This is a genomic window from Sphingobacterium griseoflavum, assembly GCF_014653155.1.
GTDB lineage: Bacteria > Bacteroidota > Bacteroidia > Sphingobacteriales > Sphingobacteriaceae > Sphingobacterium > Sphingobacterium griseoflavum.
In genome coordinates, this window is sequence record NZ_BNAF01000008.1 from 46803 (window position 1) to 64418 (window position 17616).

The following is a 17616-nucleotide window of genomic DNA, read 5'->3' on the forward strand; positions in this document are numbered from 1 at the left end:
TTTGAAGAAGAAATCAAGAAAAAACAGCTTGTTCGTGTTAATTTCATATTAACCTAACATCAGGTTTTGGAAGATCCCATCTTATGCATGAAAAAACATGCATGGCTGTACCTCTTTTGCTTATTGTTTAATCAATACGAATGAAGATTCACTTATAGGAATGTCATTTCCTATAGCGTTCTTTTTAGTCTGAATAGGTAAATATGAAAACGAATTAATCTTGTAGAACTATGCATAGATATGTCCAAAACCGCGTGCTGGCATTTTTAAAGATACTCCTTGTCATGACCGACATCGTATGTTTGAATATTGCCTTCGTTGTTGCCTTCTCGTTGGTGACAGCCTATGGCCTTGTAGACGCCACAGAGGTAAAAAGTAGCAATTACTTCTCGCTATGGATGATGTTCAACCTTATTGCTGTCGTTTCGGCGATGTTTTTCAAGCTGTATGCGGACAACACCATCGAGCGTTTGGAAAATGTTTTCCGCATGACGGCGCGTACCGTTGCCACGCTGCTGCTGATCTTCGGCGGCTGTACATTTATCGGCCACACGTTCTCCGGCATGCCTTATTTCTTAGGGGCCGTTTTCGCTACGGTGCTCTTCTACACGGCGGTGTCGCGCTTTCTGCTTACCTATGTATACACCGTGCTGCCGCGCCGCCTGAAATGGAGCAAGCGCGTGGCTTTGATCGGGCACAACGATCACCTGGGGCCTCTTGTTGGAAGCTTTTCGCCCAACAACCCTTTCTACAGCGTGGATACCATCCAATATCACGACGCTATGGAGAAAGCCAGCAAAGACGAGAAGGTCGCGCAGTTCAAGCGTTACTTCGAGCAGGTATCCAAACTGGGTATCCACGATGTTTTTCTGGTCAGCACGCCAGATATGACCAGCTACAGCAAAGAGCTGATCATGGCTGCCGACCACGAATGTGTGCAGCTCAACTTTGTGCCGGCTGTGACAGCCAGCATCAACTATGGCAACGAAGCCACTGAGCGCGTCACGATGCAGCTGCCGGTATTGCGCTCGCACGAGGAATCCCTGTCCACCATGGAAAACCGCATTAAGAAGCGCTTGGTGGATCTGTTTATCTCCAGTATGGTGATCGTCTTTATCCTAAGCTGGTTGGTGCCCATCATTGGGCTGATCATCAAGATACAGAGCCCCGGCCCAATTTTCTTCAAGCAGCCGCGCTCCGGACGCAACAACAAATCCTTCGGCTGTTACAAGTTCCGCAGCATGGTAATCAATAATGAGTCTGGCAACAAGCAGGCAACAAAAGGCGATAAACGTATCACACCGATCGGTGCCTTTCTGCGCAAGACCAACCTCGACGAGTTTCCGCAGTTTATTAATGTCTTCTTGGGGCAGATGAGCGTCGTCGGGCCGCGTCCGCACATGCTTTCGCACACCGAGCATTACAGCCAGCTCATCCAGCACTACATGGTGCGTCAGTTCGTGAAACCCGGCATTACCGGATGGGCGCAGGTCAATGGCTACCGCGGCGAAACAAAAGAACCGGAACTGATGGCCAAGCGCGTCGAATTTGATATCGAGTACATGAGCAACTGGTCGGCCATGCTGGATTTTAAGATCGTCTGCATGACTGCCATCAACATGGTTCGGGGAGAAAAGAACGCCTATTAACAAACGCGTATAGTAGAAATCCAGATAAATTTTAACACCTATTCAGAAGTAATTATGAACATTAGATTTACTTATTTAGCGATGCTGATAAGCTTACTGACCTTCGCTGCCACCACCGAGGCAGTAGCAGGGGACGGGGAGCGCGACAGCATTCCGGAGTCGGCCTATGAGTACGGCTACCCCAATCCTTTCGCACTGGGCGTGCATGTGGGTACCACCGGTGTGGGGCTGCACATTTACCAACCGTTGGGCAACCACTTTGGTCTGCGCCTTGGTGGATCCTTTATGCCGTTCCGCACCAGCATCGTGGGCAACTATGGCAACCGCGATGTCCGCTCGGACGTATCGGCCAAAGCCAACAACGTGTCCCTGCTTGTCGGCTGGGCGCCATTTGCGCAGCAGCGCGGGTTTTTCCGCACGTTCAACATCCAGGTGGGGGGCGCTTATTTCTTTGACCTAAGCGGCAAATTGGAGTCGCGCTTGGTGGATGGCTATCAGTATGGCGACATCAATGTGCATCCCGATCGCGTCGGAACCATCACCACGCATGTCAACTGGAAAGAGACCGTAAACCCCTATGCCGGAATCGGCTGGAGCAACATTGTGCTGGATAGCCGCTTTTCGGTAAGTATAGACCTGGGTGCCTACTACCTGTCCAAACCAAGTGTCAGCATGGAAGCAACCGGCCTGTTGGAAGAAAACGTCAACAATGCACCGACGATCGAGAACAACATCCAGAATTACCGCTATTTGCCGCGTGTAGAAGTTGGTTTTAGCTACAGGTTTTGGAAATAGGTAAACGTTAAAATTATTGTGATCATGAAATTCAGAAAATTAGCGATATACAGCTTGGCCCTGGCGCTCGCAGGCAGTGCGGCGTCATGCGAAAGTCCGTTGAAGGACTTCAACCTGCAGATCAGTACCGAGGTCATCCAGCATTACGCTACCCTCCGTGTGGTGAACAGCAACAATGCATCCGTTGCCAACGCAACCGTGACGTTGGTATCGGGCGATACCCAAGATATTTACAATTTGGACGGCCGCAAGGACTTCAAAATAACGGGCGACTTGGTATCCTTCGGTTTGGATCCGGCGCGTATGCCTACCGCAGCAAATCCGGTGCGTTTCCGCGTCGAGATCAGCGCTCCCGGCTACACCACACAAATCGTTCCCGTAGCAATTACCGACGCTTCGGCGGGTATTGAAACCATCGTCTTGACACAGCCGGCCAACTTGCCGGAAGGTGCCGAACAGATCGTGGAAAATGTACCGTTGACCAGCACCGGTGCTACGACAGCAGCCACCACCGTTGCCGTTGCTTCGGCTACCGAAGGGACAGCCGGAAACGTACAGCTCACCATTCCTGCCGGTACACAGTTCTTAGATGCGCAGGGCAACACCTTGGTTGGTTCTTCCGTGCGCATCACCATCACTAGTGTGGATGCCAACAACGACGAAGCCGTAGACCTATTGCCAGGGGGCAACCTCGTAGCGGATGAGGTGGTCGCCGAAGATGGCAGCACCACATCAGGAGCCTTTGCTTCGGCAGGCGTCGTGGACGTGAAAATGTTGGTTAATGGCGTTGCGGTCAAATCGTTTAGCCAGCCTATTGGTCTTTCCATGCCGTTGAATCCAAATTATGTGAGCCCCGCTACCGGCCAGGCCCTTACCACGGGACATGTGCTGCAGATCTTCAGCAATAGCGATAGCGACCGTGTTTGGACATTCGAAGAAAACAATGCCGTGGTTGGAACTGCCGCTACCGGCTTCCGTGCCAATTTCAGCATCGACCACTTGACGTTCTATATGGCGGGCGAGTTTGGCGAAGCCTGTGAGGCCGCGCGCAGCGTGGTGTTCTCGGGCGACTGGATGGCGAATGGCTCCACCTATCCGATCATCGTGGAAACCTGGTGGGGCGGCCGTGTGCTGACTACAACGGACTATTCCATCAGTGCAAGCAACGCAACGATTGCGATCAACAATGTGCCGGCCGTCGGAACATCCATTGTGGTGAAAAGCGGTGCCGGTAATATTTTGGAGCAGGCTCCGCTGGGCGCTTGTGGTGCCGTGACCAACATGCGTTTGCCAAATCCAGGCGATGCAACCGGTACGGTTTCTACCTTGCAGCTGTATGTACGCTGTCCAGATGCCACATCCACCATCACCCTGTTGCCAACATTCCAACTGTACTACCGCGTGACGGGAACATCCGAATTCAAGTACCTCGGTGCGGTGGATAACGGGTTCTTGCGCACCACCTTGTTGAAAACAGACGGTACACAGTATGATTTCCGCGCTATTTGGAAAAGCCACGTGAAAACGGTAGGTGCCAAAACAATCCAGGCAGACAACAGCGCAACGGTGGGCATCCAGCCGGGTGATATCATCGGCGAAAAAGCAGGTGCCACCAACTTGGCCATCTTGACCGAGGAATGTGGTAATCTGTAACGAATACGAATAAAGAAAAACAAAACGCTCGTAGCCGAGCATGCAAGATCTCAAGTGTTAAGCTTGTAATTGTAGGGGAATATCCCGGCAGGTCGCTCCTGCCGGATATTTCTTACAAACATCAAGTCCACCGCAGATCGAAAGGAAATGTAAACAGCGTCACCTGTGTTTACCTTGACCTGTGCATTATCAGGGAAATGCGAACAATGTCACGTTGTTTTCATCACCTTGTCAGTATTAAATACATCAACCGGCAGGTTTAGCGTGCGGTCAGAACAACGTCACCTCAACATGCTGTCATTTTGCAACTTGTAACAACACATGTTCCATATCTTCAACAAAAAACGCAACAATACCCTCGAATGGCTACAGGTCGATATGCATTCGCATATCCTGCCCGGCATAGACGACGGCTGCAAGACGGTTGAAGACAGCGTGGATTTACTGCAGCGCTTATCGGCATTGGGCTTAGATACCTTTTATTTTACGCCCCATATCTTTCAGGATATGTACCCCAATACGCCCGAGCGCATCGGCCAGGCCTTTCAAAGCCTACAGGCTGCTGCCACACCCTTGCTATTGGGGGGCTATGCAGCAGAATATATGGTAGATGGGCATTTTGACCAGCGCATGGAGAAGGACGATCAGCCTTTGGCCAGTCTTCCCGGCAAGCATGTGCTTATCGAGATGTCCTACATCCAGGAAAGCAAAAGCGTGGAAAAGAACATTTTCGATTTACAGATCAAAGGTTACCAGCCCATCTTGGCGCATCCGGAGCGTTATGTGTTTTATCACGAAAACCCCAAAGCCATCGAGCGGTTTAAAGATCTGGGTTGCCTCCTGCAGCTCAATATCCTTTCCGTCTTCGGTTACTACGGTTCGCGCGAAAAAAAAGTAGCCAAATATCTTTTGGATAGGGGGCTCATTGACTTTGTCGGAACGGATGCACACCATGATCGGCACGTCCAGATGCTGGAACGCGGACTGAAAAAGGAGGATATCAAACCTTACTTTAAAAAATGCAACCTAAAAAACCAGTCCTTGCTGCACTGTACAACATAAAGAAGCAAAAACTACAACTACAACTACAATACAAGTTTAATCACATGAAAGAAACAATCCCTAACCCACCACAAGTACGCCTCACATGGCTGGCGCTTATCGCCTTGTTTTTTATGGCGAGTTGCGCCTCGGTAAAAAATACTGTTTACTTTCAGGATCTACCCATAGATTCTGTGCGTGTTGTCAAAGAGGCCGCCGCATTTACTGAGCCTGTTATTCAGGCTGATGATATTCTGAGCGTCACGATTCAAACCATTGATCCAACAACAGCAGCAGTGGCCAATCAGGCTGTAGCTGTACAGGCCGTCGGCGCAAGTTCTGCAACTAGTTTGGGAAATCAACTAATTTCAGGGTTTCTAGTCGATAGAGATGGCTATATCCACATGGCGCTTATTGGTAAAGTTGATGTCAAGGGTTTAACTACTTACCAAGCTCGTGAACGTATTACTAGCTTAGCGACACAGTATTATAAAGATCCTACGGTACAGGTTCGTTTTGCTAACTATAAAATCACCGTATTAGGCGAAGTTGCACGCCCGGCAACTTACACGGTGCCGAACGAAAAAGTATCGATATTGGATGCTTTGGGTATGGCGGGCGATTTGACGATCTATGGAAAACGAGAGAATGTTTTATTAGTACGTGAGCAGAATGGTGCAAAAGAGTTGATTCGTCTTAATCTAAATGATAGTAAACTGTTTCAGTCACCTCATTTTTATCTCCGCCAGAATGATGTGTTATATGTAGAGCCAGGTAAAGCCAAAGCAGCTGCGAACAATGCTGCTCGGACGCAAACTTTCGCAATTATTGGGTCAGTTTTGTCATTATTAATCGTTGCTGTCACTCGACTGTAAAATAGGCAGTAGCAGCTTGGTGTCTTTACGTAGATTTTAATTTCAATAATGAAAGTTATGAACGCAAAAAATGAATGGGATTCTGAAATTGTTTTGGAAAAAAAGGTTATAAATAATAAAGAACTTCTCAAGGGATTAAACAAAGCTATCCTAAATTGGTACTGGTTTCTTCTATCATCTATAGTGTGCATTGCTCTTGCATTCTTCTATTTGCGATATACTGTGCCGCAATACAAAGTTCATGCTAAATTGCTTGTATCTGATGATAAAAAAGGTGGTGGTATGATGTCTTCCACAGCATTGGTCGAGTTGAGTGGATTAATGGGGGCTACAAGTTCTGTAGATAATGAAGTCGAAATATTAAAGACTGCTGATTTAATGCGAGAAATGGTGCTGACAGAAAAAGCATTTATCACTTTTTATATAAAAGGAGCAGTTCACGATATACCAACTTATAAGACTCCATATAATATTGAACTAATTAGTTCTCCAGATTCTGTTATTGAAACTAGACGCTTTTCAATAAGTGAAAAAGCGGCAGGATTGCTCGAGCTGACAGATACAGATACTCTATTTAAAGTTAAAGCAGGAGAGCCTTTCTATATTCATAATGTAGGAAATGTTCAAATTTCGAAGATATTAGATAATGAAGAGCAGCTTCCCGCATCTTATTCATTCAGTATAACTCCAATTGCTGATGTAATCGATTCTTATACAGGGGCGTTAAACGTCGAAATAACCAATAAAAATGTTTCGACAATTGATTTAACCTTTGTCAGTTCAATCCAAAAACAGGGCGAGCAATATTTGCGTACATTTATTGATAAATACGTAGAACGTAATCTTCATGATAAAAATGTAATTGCTGATTCCACTTTGTCATTTATTAATAGCAGACTTAAACGAATCACTAATGAATTGGCCGGTGTTGAAGATAAGATTTCAGGATACAAACAATCAACTAAATTATCCGACATTTCGGAGCAAAGTAGAATTCTGTTGGAGACGTCAGCATCCAATACCAAAAGCTTAGCGGAAGTTGAAGTACAGCTCGCTGCAATAGAGAGCATGGCTGCGTATTTGAAAGATGATAAAAACCCCCGTGTCGTACCCTCGTCAATCATTCCTCAGGATGTCGCATTTAATAGCTTAATTTCAAGGTATAACGAACTTGTCTTGCAAAGGGAACGACTGCTTTTGGCGAATACTGAAAATAATCCTCTGGTAGAAAATATAAATTTACAGATCTCAGGAGTTCGTACTGATATGGTGACGAATTTGGAATCTACCAAACGAAATTTGCAATTGCTTAAAGCCAATCAATTAAATACTTCTAACAACATTACTAATCAAATACAGCAAGTTCCGTCGATTGAACGTGGGTATATTGATCTCGCTCGCTTGCAGCAGATTAAACAGGCCCAGTACATCTTTTTACAAGAGAAGTGGGAAGAAACCGCAATTAGTCGGACTGCAAATGTGTCCAATTCGAAGGTTATCGATACTCCCAAATCTGAAAAATATCCCTTCTCTCCCAAAAGGAAACTAATTTACTTTATGGCATTGTTTATTGGAGTACTTATTCCGGCTGCTGTTTTGTATGTCAAGGAGATGTTCAGTTTCCGGATATCTGATATTGAAGAACTGAAAAATATTAGCAATGTTCCTATTCTTGGATTTATTTCACACTCTAATGAGGATGGTCATGTCGTCATCAATAAGAGTTCAAGATCTCCAATAGCTGAACAATTTCGAGCTCTCAGAACTAACTTAGAATTTAGTTTAAATGGCGGAAAGAAAATCCTCTTCACATCGTCGATGTCGGGGGAGGGCAAATCTTACGTTGCATTAAATCTAGCAGTTTCATTAGCATTGCTCCAAAAAAAGGTTTTACTTATGGAATTGGATTTACGTAAGCCTTCAATCACTTCTAAATTAGGTTTGCCTGCGGGAAAGGGGTTTTCTCATTACATCGTTAGGCCTGATATGATTTTAGAGGAAATTATCATGCCTTCTCAAGCTCACGAAGATGTAGATTTAATACAGGCGGGAGCGATTCCTCCAAACCCAGCAGAATTGCTGCTAAGCGAACGAACGAACGAACTGATGAAGATTTTAGAAGATAAATATGATTTTATTCTAATTGATGCTCCGCCCGTCGGCATGGTAACGGATGCTCAAATCCTGTCAAGATATTCGGATACCTGCTTATACATTATTAGGCAAAATTATACCTTCAAAGAGCAATTGAGTATTCCAAAAGATTTAGTTCAAAGCGGTAAGATTGGCAACATTCAGTTTATTGTAAACGATGTGAAGGCTCCGGGGGGATTTTATAGCAATTACGGTTACGGTTATGGTTACGGTTATGGAAATTACGGAGACATTAATAATAAAAAGAAGTTTTTGCCTTTCTTTAAAAGATAGGCGGTCGTTGAGTTGATATGGCAAATAAGAGAATACTAAAGAATACATTCTATTTGTATGTCAGAATGATTGCTACAGTTGTAGTGACATTGTATACATCCAGAGTTGTTCTGCAAATGTTGGGAATATCAGATTTTGGTATTTATAATGTTGTTGGTGGGTTTGTTTTGATGTTTGGAATTTTTACAAATAGCATGGCATCGACATCGCAACGTTTTTTTTCTTTTGCTTTGGGAAGTAATAATATAAAGAGATTTAATGAGGTTTTCAGTGTCACGATGTCTATATATATATTATTGTCTATTGTGGTTCTGTTGCTAGGCGAGACAATTGGATTATGGTTTCTGAAAAACAAATTGGTGATCGAACCTTCCAGACTTGAAGCGGCTCAATATGTTTATCAGTTTTCTTTGTTGTCTTTCGTAGTTACTATAATTAGAATACCTTTTAATTCGATAATAATCTCTTATGAAAGAATGAATTTTTACGCTGCTATAAGTGTTTTAGAAGTCATCTTAAAACTTTTGTGTGTGTATATATTAGTTGGATCTAGTAGGGATAAATTAATTGTTTACAGTATTCTATCGTTCTTTGTATTAGTATTAATCACCTTTTGCTTTGTTTCATTTTGTTTTATTAAATTTAAACGGATCAAATTCGTCCTAAATTTTAATAGACAACTTTTCTCTGAAATCGCGAGCTATTCCGCTTGGTCTACTATTGACAGTATAGCAAATATTAGCAAAAATCAGGGCGTTAATGTACTTCTAAATATTTTTTTTGGTACGGTAGTCAATGCTTCTAGAAGTGTAGCTGTACAAGTTAATTCACAAGTGGTTTCTCTTGTAGGAAATCTTCAACTAGCTACCGCCCCGCAATTAACTAAATTGTATGCTTCTGAAAAATTTGATGATCTCAGAAAGCTTTATTTTCAAAGCTCTAGATTAACGTTCTTTATGTTATTTACGCTTACCTTACCGTTGTTTCTCGAAATTGATCAATTAATAAGTTGGTGGTTGGTTGAGGTTCCGGCAAAGACAATCTCTTTTACTCGCCTAATGTTAATTAATTCTTTGGTCGACAGCTTTTGTGGGACAACAAACATCTTAGCACAAGCTACTGGCAAAATTAAAATTTACCAATTAATAGGTGGGCTGATTATGTTTCTTAATTTGCCTATTTCTTGGCTACTATTGAGAATTGGCTATCCACCAGAGTCCACATTTTTTGTGTCTATTGCAATCAGTTTTTTAATAGTGCTCAGTCGGCTGATCATAGTTGAAAGACTGACTAAATTTGCAGCATCACGGTATGTGAAGTCAGTCATATGGCCAAGTCTTCTTGCTAGTTCGATATCGGCTTCGATAGGCTTTGTTATTCACAACGTTCTACCTCGAGGTTTTTTCTCTTTATGCATAGTTTTTTCTATTTCAATATTAGCATCTGTTTTGAGCTTCTATTTTATAGCAGCATCCCGCAATGAAAGAGGAATTGTTCTAAACTACATTCAATTAAAGCTGAAATTGAAATAAATGGTAGTCTTTCGATTAATAAGTTATAGAAATGGAGGATATTGCTAGTGACGATTTCCGATAAGAATAGAGAAAAGATAATTATTGCGATCATGGGGCTAGCGATATTTTTGACAGTGCCACTTATGATAAGTAAGTATTTATTAATTGTCCCATTTTTTTGCGTTCTTTCGATATATTTTTATCTCAAAAACAGACAGAGCGTAGCAGTAGCCATATTATTTTTTATAGTGATGTGTACTCCTTGCTTCCAAATTCAGGGTGTCGATGGACAAATCACTAGACGAATATCATATTTTATTTATTTTTCCGTTATTCTATTGCTTCTGGTTCATCATAAAACTCATGGAAAGTCGAAAATGCTTGGATTTTCTCCCATTTGGTATTTAGGTGGAGCAGTGATCTTTGTCGAGTTTTGCTACTATGCTATTGGACTGAACGAATCAGATTTTCCACTGAGGCACAGTATCTTTAGAATGATCGAGTTTGTATTAGTTTTCATCTTGATTTACAAGAGCGACATCGGTATCAATAAGTTCTTCTACCTTATGTCAGTCGGTTTTATTGGAATAAGCGCATATGTTATTTTAGAGACATTTCTAAATTTCGCACCCTATAAACTCTCTAGTGCTGGCGAACAGAACGTTAATTCTAATATCGAAGCATATCAAATAAGAGCCAAAGGCCTGTTTATGCACCCCCTATTGCTTAGTGCATATACACTCTTTTATTATACATTAATCTTAGTAAGATATTTCTTGGTCAGGCGCCTTCCAGTTTTTATGCTATTACTTTGTGTGTGTACTGGAATCTTTTCAATGTCAAGGACAACAGTTCTTCTATTTATCGTAGGATTTATAGTGTTTGTAGTTTTAACCAAAATGTATAAGAATATTTATTCTCTTATCGGAATAGTATTACTACTTTCGATATTCTGGTTTCTCGGAAATTTATATCTAGATGACTTTATTGAAGGCAATCTTGCGAGATTTCAGCAAGTTGATAATCAAAGTCACCGATTTGCGGGTTATGAGACAGGTTGGAATGTGTTTTCTTCAAACTTTTTTGGACTAGGTGTGGAAGATCTGATGAATAAGATAAAAGTTAAAAAATTGAATGCGATAGGGCTTTGGACTGACTTTGGAACCTTAGACAATTTTTTTATTACACACCTTGCGAGTTATGGAATCTTGGCGATAATACACTTTAGCTTCTTCTACTTTTACCTATTTAAATCTTACAAATTTTATGGTGTTAATAGCAATTACTTTAAAGCGCACTTTTTTCTTTATCTCATCATGTCTTTGATTGGTCTATCTTTCGATTTAGAATTCTACACAATTATTTTAATTCTTTGGGCCTCTTGTTCTGCTATACTTCTGAAATATAAACGTTTAGAAAATAATGGTATTAATGTATATCCTTTTTCTAATAAATCCTATTTATGATGTCAAAGAAAAAAATTTACGTCTGTCACGAAACCGGTAATAAAAATCATTATATCGGATTAGAAGCATACTGTGATGCTAACGAAATCTACTGCTGTTACAGAGAATTTGCACTTTTTTACCAAATAAAGATGATTGTAAAAACTGGAAAATTAAGTCTTTTACTCAAGTTATTTGTAAATGTTGGTTTTTTGATTTCTCTGTTAATTTCGAAAAATAAAATTGTGGTTTTAGGCGCGGCACCTTATGACTGGTCTATGCTTATATTTTATCCAATGTCCTCAAAACACATGTTTTTTTATCATAGTTCTTGGGTTAACTGGGATGGGAGCTGTGTTCCTAAGTCGGCTGACCATTTTCTTTCCAAGAGAGTTAAAGCGTCGTGGCGATCTTTTCTTGAGTGTGGCGTTAAGGGAGTGTTTTGTGTTAGTAAAAGGACGCAAAGTGAGATTTTAAAAGCATATCATGTTAATTCACCTACATCAGTCGTGAACCATTCTCTGGATAGAAATATTTTTGGACGTGAATCAAGGGTTAATCATTCTGGAGATTTATTAAAATGTCTTTATGTCGGACGAATAGTTGAAAAGAAGGGGATTGCAGAAATTCTATCTTTAGCATCAAGGCTTCCTCACATTGAATTTGGATTTGTCGGTAATGGGGATAAGCTCGAGTATTTGAAGATCAACAGTAAAGGGTTAAGCAACATAAAAATTTACGGTCATCAGGTCAAATCTAAAGTCGCTGATATCATGAGAAAATATGATATTTTACTTTTACCATCTAAAAAAGGATATGGTGCATGGCAAGAACTTTTCGGTATTGCGCTAATTGAGGCTATGTCTATGGGTTTGATTCCCTTAGCAAGTAACCACTTTGGCCCAAATGAGATTATAACAGATGGTTTTGATGGATATCTGATTGACGAAAAGAAACTTGAATCTGAGATGTATGAGAAAATTTTGTTTTTACAGAATGCGGAGCCAACTTTAATAACCGACATTAAGCAAAATGCCGTTTTAGCATCATTGCAATATGACAAGAGTGCAATAGCAATCAAATGGGGACTTATTTTGCAAAAGTATTTAAAAGGTAGTGATGTCTAAACTAGCAGTTGTAATTCCGGCTTATAAGCCGGATTTTTTGGAAGAGGCTTTGGAATCTCTGAAAGCACAAACCAATACTGAATTTGTTGTTTATGTCGGGGACGACTTTGGCCCGAGCGAGATTAAGATTATATGCGATCGTTACAGATCCGATCTCAAGTTATTTTATGTTCGATTCGATTCTAATATGGGCGGTTCAAATCTGGTAGGACAATGGAATCGCTGCTTGGAGATGGTTCAGGATGAGGAATGGGTTTGGTTGTTTTCGGATGACGATACTTTAGATGAAAATTGCGTTCAATCTTTTTACGAGGAATTGAATAGCGAAAATGATCATATCGATATTTTTCACTATAACATCAATATAATTGATGATGCTGGTACCGTTAAATCCGCTGAAAAACCTTTTCCCGAGCTACTGGATGTTGAATCATTTATATTACAAAGAAGTTCGGGAGTAATTAAATCGTATGTCGTTGAGTATATTTTTAAGAAAGAAATTCTGACAGATTTAGGTGGGTTCGTGGATTTTCCTACCGCTTGGCATAGTGACGAGGCAACGGTAATGTATGCCGCTAGAAAAGGTGAGATTAAAACAATAAATGGAGCTCGCGTCAATTGGCGTTCAAGTCCATACAATATCACTCCTAATGCGAAAAATAAAGACGTTGTTTTGCAAAAGGTCAAAGCCAGCGTTGAATTCGCATCTTGGTTATACCATTTTATGAAAGAAAACAATTTAAATTTTAGTAGCAAATTAGGATATTATATGTGTAAACGTTTTAGCTATGAACTGTATATGTACAGACGCGTTTTGCCATTCACTGTTCTGGTGAATTATCTTGTTTCATATCATAATAACCTGCGGATAAAGTCGCTCTTACCCTTATCCTTTCTGATGCTACTAAAATACGAGTTGTTTAAATCGAAATAGCATGAAAGCATTTGTATACCCGATGAAAAGTTTAGATTCACTTGAAATGGAAAATCCCTACCTAAGCCGATTTGTCAAGGCTGTGGATCGAAATTTTCCCGTTGTTAACTTAGGTAAGAAATCCGTCGGCATGTTATCCGCTATTAAACACGTCTCAAAGGCCGATGTTTTTTTTCTAAATTGGGTAGAGGGTTTATCATGGTATCATTTGCCTTTTTTTTATCTTTTTTTGCTCTTGTCTAAGGTACTAAAAAGGCGTATTATTTGGATCCATCATAATATTGAACCACACGGAGGGAAGACGTTTTCTTCCAGGGCAATTATCCATGCCTTAGAGCGGTTTTCGTCTAAAATAATTATACATACGAAGCAAAGTTACAACTATTTAAATCCGTCCTGTCATGGTCGCTGCATCTACCTATTGCACCCGTATTTTAGCACAAGTTTAGCGGTCGGAGCTAAAGAAAGGTTTGATATTTTGATTTGGGGCACTGTGAGAAAAAGTAAAGGTATCCTAGAATTTGTTACCTATCTGAAAGACCATGACGCTAAATTGAAGGTTTTAATAGTGGGTAGATTTCAAGATGACGTTTACTATAACAACGTATTAGAAATGTGCTCAACTAGCAGCAATATAGTTATTGAGAATCGATTTATTAAAGATGAAGAGTTTTTGGATTTACATGCCGTAGCAAAGAAAATAGTGTTCATCTACAATGGTCCCAGTGTTTTGAATTCAGGAGCGTTAATCAAGTCTCTTTCAACCGGTCGGGACATTATCGGACCGCATAGAGGAGCTTTTGTAGACTATGAAGAATTAGGACTAATTAAGACCTTTACTAATTTCGACGATATTATTTCTCTAGCAAAACAGAGTTCCGATAACAAAAAAAGGATGGCAACGCTTGAAAGTTCTATCGAAGAAAATACTTGGGATAAGTTTGGTGACATTTTAAATGAAAAAATAGCGTAATATACTAAGGATGAATATCTTATTTTATCAAGGAAAAACACAATATTCTAATACTGGCGATGCTTTAATTAATAAAAGTTTAGTAGAACATTTTCGACCTTACGCAAATATTCTAATAAATGACAAAGGTATGCCTTCCTCTTATCTAAAAGAGCTGAATTTGAAGCAAACGGAGTTATCAGGCGAAGGTGGCATTGGTTTTATCTCGCTACTAATAAGGACGGCGTTTATCAATTTGTCGCGTAAAAAAACTCGAATATATTATTTAGCAACCCCCCCCGGACATCAATTTGGCGGCGGTGCAAAGAATTTTATTAAACACTGTTTGTTGCTGGTCCTATATTTACTACTCTCTCTCTTAAGGGTAAAGATAATTAAAATAGGTTTTTCCATTGGTCCTATCGACAAAGGAGCTGAATTTTTGGAAAGATGTAAAAGTTGTTTTGTGCCTTATTATTTTGTGAGAGATCCGCTATCATTGGCACTGGTCCATCGTATAGGCATTAAGCACGCTTCGCTTTTTCCTGATCTTGCATGGACATATAACGCGAATCCTACGGAGGTACCCACGGACGCAATCTTTATTTCTTTTAGAAATCAAGTGGTCACCGGAATGGATGGTAGTAGATATGCTAGCGAACTTGTTCATAAGATTTGTGACATTGTTATCAGCTCATTTTCGAGGTACAAAATTGTTATTGGTTATCAGGTTCAAGAGGATCGTGAATTTTGTAGATCGTTATACAATGTAATTAAATCGCATAGAGATGTAGAATTTGACGATACTCAAATTTTACTTGAATCAGCTGAGCGTTTCTCTAAATATAGTGTGGTATTAACGAACCGGTTACATGTAGCGTTATTAGGCTATCAATATGGTGCTCTTCCCATAATTTTGTCGGATATCAATAAGCATCAGAAAATAAAAGGCATTTTTGAACATGCAGAAGCATCTTCTTTGCTTCTCGACGTAAATACTAGTCAAACAATACTCACAAATTCTGTCAATAACTTAGTCGCTAACTTAGCAACCCATTTGAGGAACCTCGAAAGCAAAGAATTGCAATACGCAGACCTCTCAAAAAAAGTTGTTAGGCATATTTTTCATTAACTACGTTAGCAGTTCAGTATGAAAAAGAAAATTCTATTGCTCACAACGATTTATCCCTCTCCGGATATGACGTTATTAAACGGGACGAATGTTTGCCACTACTTCGCAAAGGAATGGGTCAAGCAAGGGTATGAAGTCCGTGTGATATTTAATTATCCAGTTTATTCAAAGGTCGTCCATAAAGTAGCTGATTTTTTTGGACGGCGTGCAGCTTCAATCGGTCAAAGTTACTTTATAACAAAAAGGATTAGTGAAAAAAAGCATTATATAATGGATGGTGTTTCTGTACTTAGAATACCCCTATATAAATGGTTACCGAAAGTTGCTGTAAAGAAGCCAATTTTGTATAATCAGATCGAGTTGATAAAGACTGAGCTAGATCAAAATCAATTTAGGCCAGATTTTATTGTAGCTCATTTTTGTTATCCACATCTGGAGATAGTCGCTAAATTGGGCAAGTTTTACAATGCAAGAACGACTATAGTAAACCATATCCAATCTTTGCCTTTACATAGATATGTTGGAAGAAATTATAAAGATTATTTCAAAGCCATAGATGTCTGGGGTTACCGATCAGAGAGCATCAAAAAAGATTTTGAGACCCAATTTGGCACGCAGAACAGATCTTTTATCTGTTATTCGGGAGTTCCAAAGGAATTTATTTTGGATAATCCTAGATCTTTCCGTGATAAACTTTCAAGATACGTTTACGTTGGTTCTTTGATAACTCGCAAATACCCGCTCGCGGTTTTAAGAGGTATTTTAGGCGCGAAATCAGTGAATAATTTCAGTTTAGATTATGTTGGGGAAGGGGCTGAACGATTAAAAATTGAGAAGTTTCTGTCCAGTTCGACGGAGAAAGCAAACGTAAAATTATGGGGTAATTTGCGTAGGGAAGATGTGCTGGATAAGTTAGATGCCGCCGAATGCTTTATTATGATAAGTCGTGGTGAAACGTTTGGATTGGTCTATCTTGAAGCCATGTCAAGAGGTTTAATCGTCATTGCGTCTCGGGGAGAAGGGATGGAGGGAATTATTGAAGATGGTGTAAACGGTTTTTTTTGTGAACCAGGAGATCACATACAGTTGGCGGAAGTAATTGATCGAATAAATACCCTCTCTTCTGGAGAGAAGGCAACTCTGTCGAAGAATGCAATTGATACAGCACATAAATTCTCTGATGAGAAAGTAGCGGCAGACTATCTAGAGGCTATAATAAACTAAAAGAATGCAAATATCTATTGTTACCGTTGGAATGAACCACCTTAAATATTTGAAAGACCTCCTTTCATCTATTTATACAAAAGGTGCTATTGAGGCTTCCTTTGAAGTAATTTATGTGGACAACTGTTCATCGGATGGATCCGTGGAATATATCTCTGAAGCCTTCCCACAGGTTCGGATTATCCAGAATACATCACCAAAAGGATTTGGAGAAAATAATAACGTAGGCGCCGAGGTAGCGGCAGGAAAGTATTTAGCGATAATAAACCCTGATATAATTCTTTTTGAGAACAGTCTGGACCTTTTGCTCGCTTTTGCAGAATCTTACCCGAATGTGGGTATTGTTGCGCCAAAATTGTTAAATCGTGACGAAAGCTACCAGTATTCTGTGAGACGGTTTATTACACCTTGGTTATTTTTATCGAGGGCTATTTCCAAAGGGGACGATGCCGGTAAATTTAAAGGTAATGCTTATTATTTATCCAAAGATATAGACATCGATAAAACGCAATTTATAAATTGGGCCGTGGGGGCAGCTTATTTTATTTCGAAAGATTTTTACGATGATTTGAATGGGTTTGATCAGGACTATTTCCTTTATATGGAAGATGAGGATTTATGTCTCCGAAGTTGGAAAAGAAATAGGCCTGTCGTTTATCATCCGCAAGCAACGTTGATACATAATCATATGCGTTCCAGCAAAAAAATCGGTAAGAGTATGAGATACCACTTTGAGAGTTTGTTTACTTTTTGGCGGAAACATGGAATTAGTTTAGGGGATTATGCAAGATCAGCTGAAGAGCGTGGCAGTAGTGGTAACAAATTTTTTAATGTGTAAAATAAAAAAA

At 40.4% G+C, this 17616-nt stretch carries 14 protein-coding genes; all 14 read left to right on the forward strand.

What is annotated here, in order from left to right:
* Positions 1-230 precede the first annotated feature (230 nt).
* The 14 genes from IE165_RS11595 to IE165_RS11660 all read left to right on the forward strand — a co-directional run bounded on the left by IE165_RS11595 (position 231) and on the right by IE165_RS11660 (position 17606).
* Complete coding sequence (locus tag IE165_RS11595; protein WP_189626790.1) at positions 231-1649, forward strand: exopolysaccharide biosynthesis polyprenyl glycosylphosphotransferase; 1419 nt, start codon at positions 231-233, stop codon at positions 1647-1649.
* Positions 1650-1703: 54 nt separating this feature from the next.
* Positions 1704-2444: a hypothetical protein gene (locus IE165_RS11600; RefSeq protein ID WP_189626791.1), complete on the forward strand. Its 741-nt coding sequence runs from the start codon at positions 1704-1706 to the stop codon at positions 2442-2444.
* A gap of 24 nt (positions 2445-2468) precedes the next feature.
* Entirely contained in the window at positions 2469-4097 is a 1629-nt protein-coding gene (locus IE165_RS11605) for a hypothetical protein (RefSeq protein ID WP_189626792.1), read from the forward strand.
* A 321-nt stretch (positions 4098-4418) separates the two neighbouring features.
* Complete coding sequence (locus IE165_RS11610) at positions 4419-5159, forward strand: tyrosine-protein phosphatase (protein ID WP_189626793.1); 741 nt, start codon at positions 4419-4421, stop codon at positions 5157-5159.
* Between the two features lie 44 nt (positions 5160-5203).
* Entirely contained in the window at positions 5204-6013 is an 810-nt protein-coding gene (locus tag IE165_RS11615) for a polysaccharide biosynthesis/export family protein (protein WP_189626794.1), read from the forward strand.
* A gap of 57 nt (positions 6014-6070) precedes the next feature.
* Complete coding sequence (locus tag IE165_RS11620) at positions 6071-8440, forward strand: GumC family protein (RefSeq protein ID WP_189626795.1); 2370 nt, start codon at positions 6071-6073, stop codon at positions 8438-8440.
* Positions 8441-8457: 17 nt separating this feature from the next.
* Positions 8458-9972: a lipopolysaccharide biosynthesis protein gene (locus IE165_RS11625; protein ID WP_189626796.1), complete on the forward strand. Its 1515-nt coding sequence runs from the start codon at positions 8458-8460 to the stop codon at positions 9970-9972.
* A gap of 125 nt (positions 9973-10097) precedes the next feature.
* Positions 10098-11420 (forward strand): O-antigen ligase family protein, encoded by a 1323-nt coding sequence (locus tag IE165_RS11630; RefSeq protein WP_189626797.1) that lies wholly within the window; start codon positions 10098-10100, stop codon positions 11418-11420.
* The gene (locus IE165_RS11635) at positions 11417-12526 is read left to right on the forward strand and encodes a glycosyltransferase family 4 protein (RefSeq protein WP_189626798.1); all 1110 of its coding nucleotides are present in this window, start codon (positions 11417-11419) and stop codon (positions 12524-12526) included. The genes IE165_RS11630 and IE165_RS11635 overlap by 4 nt, the downstream gene beginning before the upstream one ends.
* Complete coding sequence (locus IE165_RS11640) at positions 12519-13460, forward strand: glycosyltransferase family 2 protein (RefSeq protein WP_189626799.1); 942 nt, start codon at positions 12519-12521, stop codon at positions 13458-13460. Before IE165_RS11635 ends, IE165_RS11640 begins: the two co-directional genes overlap by 8 nt.
* 1 nt (position 13461) lies before the next feature.
* The gene (locus IE165_RS11645) at positions 13462-14433 is read left to right on the forward strand and encodes a hypothetical protein (RefSeq protein WP_189626800.1); all 972 of its coding nucleotides are present in this window, start codon (positions 13462-13464) and stop codon (positions 14431-14433) included.
* A 10-nt stretch (positions 14434-14443) separates the two neighbouring features.
* Positions 14444-15544, forward strand: a complete 1101-nt coding sequence (locus tag IE165_RS11650) for a polysaccharide pyruvyl transferase family protein (RefSeq protein WP_189626801.1) — start codon at positions 14444-14446, stop codon at positions 15542-15544.
* Between the two features lie 18 nt (positions 15545-15562).
* Positions 15563-16768, forward strand: coding sequence for a glycosyltransferase (locus IE165_RS11655; RefSeq protein WP_189626802.1), 1206 nt, complete (start codon positions 15563-15565; stop codon positions 16766-16768).
* 4 nt (positions 16769-16772) lie between these two features.
* Positions 16773-17606 carry a glycosyltransferase family 2 protein gene (locus IE165_RS11660; protein WP_189626803.1) on the forward strand — a complete coding sequence of 278 codons (834 nt, stop codon included), beginning with the start codon at positions 16773-16775 and terminating at the stop codon, positions 17604-17606.
* Positions 17607-17616: the final 10 nt, after the last annotated feature.

What these genes read in the sequence shown, in the direction of transcription:
- IE165_RS11595 (WP_189626790.1), top strand. Translation starts at nt 231, where the DNA reads ATGCATAGATATGTCCAAAACCGCGTGCTGGCATTTTTAAAGATACTC.
- IE165_RS11600 (WP_189626791.1), top strand. Translation starts at nt 1,704, where the DNA reads ATGAACATTAGATTTACTTATTTAGCGATGCTGATAAGCTTACTGACC.
- IE165_RS11605 (WP_189626792.1), top strand. Translation starts at nt 2,469, where the DNA reads ATGAAATTCAGAAAATTAGCGATATACAGCTTGGCCCTGGCGCTCGCA.
- IE165_RS11610 (WP_189626793.1), top strand. Translation starts at nt 4,419, where the DNA reads ATGTTCCATATCTTCAACAAAAAACGCAACAATACCCTCGAATGGCTA.
- IE165_RS11615 (WP_189626794.1), top strand. Translation starts at nt 5,204, where the DNA reads ATGAAAGAAACAATCCCTAACCCACCACAAGTACGCCTCACATGGCTG.
- IE165_RS11620 (WP_189626795.1), top strand. Translation starts at nt 6,071, where the DNA reads ATGAACGCAAAAAATGAATGGGATTCTGAAATTGTTTTGGAAAAAAAG.
- IE165_RS11625 (WP_189626796.1), top strand. Translation starts at nt 8,458, where the DNA reads ATGGCAAATAAGAGAATACTAAAGAATACATTCTATTTGTATGTCAGA.
- IE165_RS11630 (WP_189626797.1), top strand. Translation starts at nt 10,098, where the DNA reads ATGATAAGTAAGTATTTATTAATTGTCCCATTTTTTTGCGTTCTTTCG.
- IE165_RS11635 (WP_189626798.1), top strand. Translation starts at nt 11,417, where the DNA reads ATGATGTCAAAGAAAAAAATTTACGTCTGTCACGAAACCGGTAATAAA.
- IE165_RS11640 (WP_189626799.1), top strand. Translation starts at nt 12,519, where the DNA reads ATGTCTAAACTAGCAGTTGTAATTCCGGCTTATAAGCCGGATTTTTTG.
- IE165_RS11645 (WP_189626800.1), top strand. Translation starts at nt 13,462, where the DNA reads ATGAAAGCATTTGTATACCCGATGAAAAGTTTAGATTCACTTGAAATG.
- IE165_RS11650 (WP_189626801.1), top strand. Translation starts at nt 14,444, where the DNA reads ATGAATATCTTATTTTATCAAGGAAAAACACAATATTCTAATACTGGC.
- IE165_RS11655 (WP_189626802.1), top strand. Translation starts at nt 15,563, where the DNA reads ATGAAAAAGAAAATTCTATTGCTCACAACGATTTATCCCTCTCCGGAT.
- IE165_RS11660 (WP_189626803.1), top strand. Translation starts at nt 16,773, where the DNA reads ATGCAAATATCTATTGTTACCGTTGGAATGAACCACCTTAAATATTTG.